General features: G+C 66.4%; 3 protein-coding genes. All 3 read left to right on the top strand.

From position 1 onward, the window contains the following. Positions 1-1267, top strand: a 1267-nt coding sequence (locus AC1DYI_RS27130; RefSeq protein ID WP_477207231.1) for a sulfatase family protein, incomplete at its 5' end; no start/stop codon positions are given. Between the two features lie 181 nt (positions 1268-1448). Further along, entirely contained in the window at positions 1449-2957 is a 1509-nt protein-coding gene (locus AC1DYI_RS27125; RefSeq protein WP_477207230.1) for a sulfatase family protein, read from the top strand. Positions 2958-3115: 158 nt separating this feature from the next. After that, on the top strand, positions 3116-4637 hold a 1522-nt coding region (locus AC1DYI_RS27120; protein WP_477207229.1), incomplete at its 3' end, for a sulfatase family protein.

Below are 4637 nucleotides of genomic sequence, written 5' to 3'. Positions count from 1 at the left end.
GTTCTCGCACAACACCGGCATCTTCAAGAACGAACTGCCCGACGGCGGTTTCGGCGCCTTCTACGCCAGGGGCGAAGAGACCTCGACGGTGGCCACCTGGCTGACCGACGCCGGCTACCGCACCGCGCTGTTCGGCAAGTACCTCAACGGCTACCCCGAGGGCGGCCCCTCCAACAGCTACATCCCGCCGGGCTGGACCGAATGGATGAGYCCCGTGGCCGGTACGCCTTACAAGGGCTTCAACTACACGATGAACCACAACGGTTCGATGGAAGACCACGGCAAGGCCGACGCGGACTACCTGACCGATGTGATCTCCAACGCCGCGGCCCAGTTCATTCGCAACTCGGTCGACCAGCACCCCGACAAGCCCTTCTTCATCTACCTCGCGCCCTACGCGCCTCATGCGCCCGCCATCCCGGCGCCGCGTCATGAAAACATGTTCAAGAACCTGAAGGTGCCGCGCGGCTCTTCGTTCAACGAGAGCGATGTCAGCGACAAGCCGAACTGGGTGCGCACGCTGCCGCTGCTGACCTCCGCGCAGATCGCCGACATGGACAAGCTCTACCGCAAGCGGCGCCAGTCGCTGCTGGCGGTCGACGAGATGGTCGAGAACATCGTCAACACCTTGCAGGCCAAGGGTGAGCTCGAGAACACCTACATCTTCTTCACCTCGGACAACGGCTACCACCAGGGCCAGCACCGCCTCGACTCCGGCAAGATGACTGCCTTCGAGGAAGACCTGCTGATCCCGATGTCGGTGCGTGGCCCTGGCGTGCCAGCCAAGCGCACGGTCGACCAGATCACTGCCAACGTCGACTACGCCGGCACCTTCGCCGAGATCGGTGGCGCTCACGCCCCCGATTTCGTCGACGGCCGCTCGCTGGTGCCGTTCCTGAACGGCCAGACGCCGTCGAGCTGGCGCGCCGCTCTGCTGCTGGAGAACAAGGACGGCGCCTCCCCGACGCTGCGCAACGCCGAGAGCCCGCTGGAGCCGTCGGATCCGTTCGAGATGCGCATCCGGCCGGCCGGCGACGGCCAGGGCATCGACGGCTTCATGGGCCTGCGGATCAACGACGGCACGACCTATCTCGAATACACCACCGGCGAGCACGAGCTGTACAACAACGGCTTCGACGCGGCCCAGCTGCGCAACAGCTACACGATCGCTTCGCCGCTGTCCAAGCAGCGCCTGGCATCGTGGCTGGCGGCGCTGAAGAACACGGCTGGCGCCGAGCTGCGCGCGGCCGAACTGCACGCGCCCTGAGACCTGGAAGGGTGGCTTGCCCACCCTTAGCTGCTATGGGCATGGCTACATGACGGTTCCGAGTGTTACCAACGTAACGCTTTGAACCCTAGGCGCTCCTGTAACGCCGGAGAAGAATTTGTGACTGCCTCGCCCCACCGGGTGAGGCGGATTCCAAACTTCAACGTTCCAGGGAGTCAACATGGGCCATCTCGCTCGCCGCGCGCTTGCTGCCGCGGCTTTGGGTCTCGCTTTGGCCGCGCCCGTTGGCGCCAAGGCACCCAACATCGTGTTCATCCTCGCCGACGACCTGGACGCCGTCGCCGCGGCGCAGATGAGCCAGGTCAAGTCCCTGATCACCGACCAGGGCACCAGCTTCCGGCACCACTACGTCAGCCTCTCGCTGTGCTGTCCGTCGCGCGCCTCGACGCTGCGCGGCCAGTTCTCGCACAACACCGGCATCTTCAAGAACGACCTGCCCGATGGCGGTTTCGGCGGCTTCTACCAAAAGGGCGAAGAGGCCTCCACGTTCGCCACGTGGTTGCACGACGCCGGCTACCGCACCGCGTTGTTCGGCAAATACCTGAACGGCTACCCCGAGGAGGGGCCCTCGCCCCGCTACGTCCCGCCGGGCTGGACGGAGTGGATGAGCCCCGCGGCCGGGACGCCGTACAAGGGCTTCAACTACACGATGAACCACAACGGCGTGCTGGTCGACTACGGCGCGGCCGATGCCGACTACCTGACCGACGTGATCTCGAAGGCGGCCACCGACTTCATTCGCCACTCGGTCGAAGAGTTTCCCGACAAGCCCTTCCTGGTCTACCTCGCACCGTTCGCGCCCCATGCACCGGCGACGCCGGCACCACGACACGAGAACGAGTTCAAAGACATCAAGGTGCCGCAAGGCCCGTCGTTCAACGAGGCCGACGTGAGCGACAAGCCCGCCTGGGTCCGCGCGCTGCACTTGCTGAACCAGACGCAGATCAAGGGCATGGACAAGCTCTACCGCAAGCGCCGCCAGTCGCTGCTGGCCATCGACGAAATGGTGCAGAGCATCGTCAACACGCTGCAGGCCAAGGGCGAGTTGAACAACACCTACGTCTTCTTCGCCTCTGACAACGGCTATCACCAAGGCCAGCACCGGCTCGACTCCGGCAAGATGACCGCCTACGAAGAAGACCTGCTGATCCCGCTGTCGGTGCGCGGCCCAGGCGTGCCGGCCCGCCGCACCATCGACCACATCACCGCCAACGTCGACTACGCCAGCACCTTTGCCGAGATCGGCGGCGCGTCGGCCCCCAACTTCGTCGACGGACGTTCGCTGGTGCCGTTCCTGAAGGGCCAGACACCACCCACCTGGCGCGCCGCGCTGCTGCTGGAAAACAAAGACGGGTTCCTGCCCCCGCTGYGCAACGCCGAAGGCCCGCTGGAACCGTCGGACCCGTTCGAGTCGGGCCTGTGGACCACCGGCGATGGCCCAGGCATCGACGGCTTCCTGGGCCTGCGCATCAACGACGGCACGACCTACGTCGAGTACACAACGACAGGCGAGCACGAGTACTACAACAACACCACCGACCCCGCTCAACTGCGCAACACCTACGTCTTCACCACGCCGCAGACCAAGGCCAGACTGGCCAACTGGGTGGCCGCGTTGAAGAACGCCAGCGGTGCGGCGCTTCGCCAAGCCGAGCAGGCCGCGCCCTGACCCCGGGGCGGCGCCGGCCCGCCAAAGTTTCCCCAAGGTAAAGGCCGGCCGCCGGCGGTTGCCGCGCGGCGGCCGCGCCGGCAGAATCGCCAAGCCCCCGGCGGTCCCCGACAGGTGACCCGACAGAGGCCCGCGAGAGGCACACACCAGGAGACACCATGCGCAAGCTGCTGCGGCTGGGGGCCGTGATCGTGCTGTTGCTGCACGTCGCGTGCGGCGGAAGTGGTGGCAACAGCATGCCGCCACCGCCGCCTGATCAGCGCGCGCCGAACATCGTCTTCATCCTGACCGACGACCAGGACATGCCCTCGCTGGCACAGATGCCGCGGGTGAAAGCCTTGCTGCGCGACCAGGGCACCACCTTTGCCCGCCACTACGTCAGCCTGTCGCTGTGCTGCCCSTCGCGCATCAGTGGCCTGCGCGGCCAGTTCTCGCACAACACCAGCATTTTCAAGAACGGCCCGCCGGATGGTGGCTTCGAGGCGGTCTACGCCAAGGGGCTCGAGCAATCGACCATCGCCACCTGGCTGCAGGGTGCGGGCTACCGCACGGCCCTGTTCGGCAAATACCTGAACGGCTATCCCAACACCGCTTCGGCCAACTACATTCCGCCCGGCTGGACGGAATGGGCCAGCCCGAACGAGGGCACGCCGTACAAGGAATTCAACTACTCGTTGAACGAAAACGGCCACACCGTCAGCTACGGCGAAACCGCAGACGACTACATGACCGACGTGCTGTCGGCCAAGGCCACCGACTTCATTCGCCGCTCGGTCGACCAGTTCCCCGACAAGCCCTTCTTCGTCTACATCCCGACCTACGCGCCCCACGGGCCTTCCACGCCGGCGCCGCGCCATGCCGACCTGTTCCCAGGTGCGCAGGCACCACGCACCGCGTCCTTCAACGAGGCCGACGTCAGCGACAAGCCGGCCTGGGTCCAGGCACTGCCGCTGTTGACCGCCGACCAGATCGACCAGATGGACAAGCTGTACCGGCACCGCCTGCAGGCTCTGCAAGCGGTCGACGAGCTGGTGCAGAGCGTCGTCGACACGCTGCAGGCCAAGGGCCAGCTGGAGAGCACCTACATCGTCTTCGCCTCCGACAACGGCTACCACCAGGGTCAGCACCGGCTCGACTCCGGCAAGATGACGGCGTTCGAAGAAGACCTGCTGGTGCCGCTGGTCATCCGCGGCCCGGGAGTGCGGCGCGGTGCCACGGTGACCCAGATCACCGCCAATGTCGACTACGCCCCCACGCTGGCCGCCATCGCCGGCATCAGCGCGCCGAGCTTCGTCGACGGGCGATCGTTGCTGCAGCTGCTGCGCGGCGAGACCGCGGGCACGTGGCGTCAGGTGCTGCTGCTGGAGCACAAGCCCGACAACACCGACGGCTTTCGGGCCCAGACCGACGGCACGCTCGAACCGGCGGACCCGTTCGAGACGCTGGGCGACGGGCCCGGCATCYCGGTCTTCAGCGGCGTGCGCACGGCCAGCGGCCTGACCTACCTCGAGTACGACACCGGCGAGTTCGAGTTGTACAACACCCTGACCGATCCGGGCCAGCTGACCAACAGCTACCTCGGCGCACCAGCCGACCTGAAGAGCCGTCTCGCCGCCTCGGTGACGAGCCTGCGCACCGCGGCCGGTGCGGCGCTGCGGCGTGCTGACTGCGGCGTGCTGA

The organism is Ideonella sp. P3_A4, from assembly GCF_056403075.1.
Note: the sequence above shows the minus strand (reverse complement) of the source record. Positions and strands in the feature narration are given on the sequence as shown.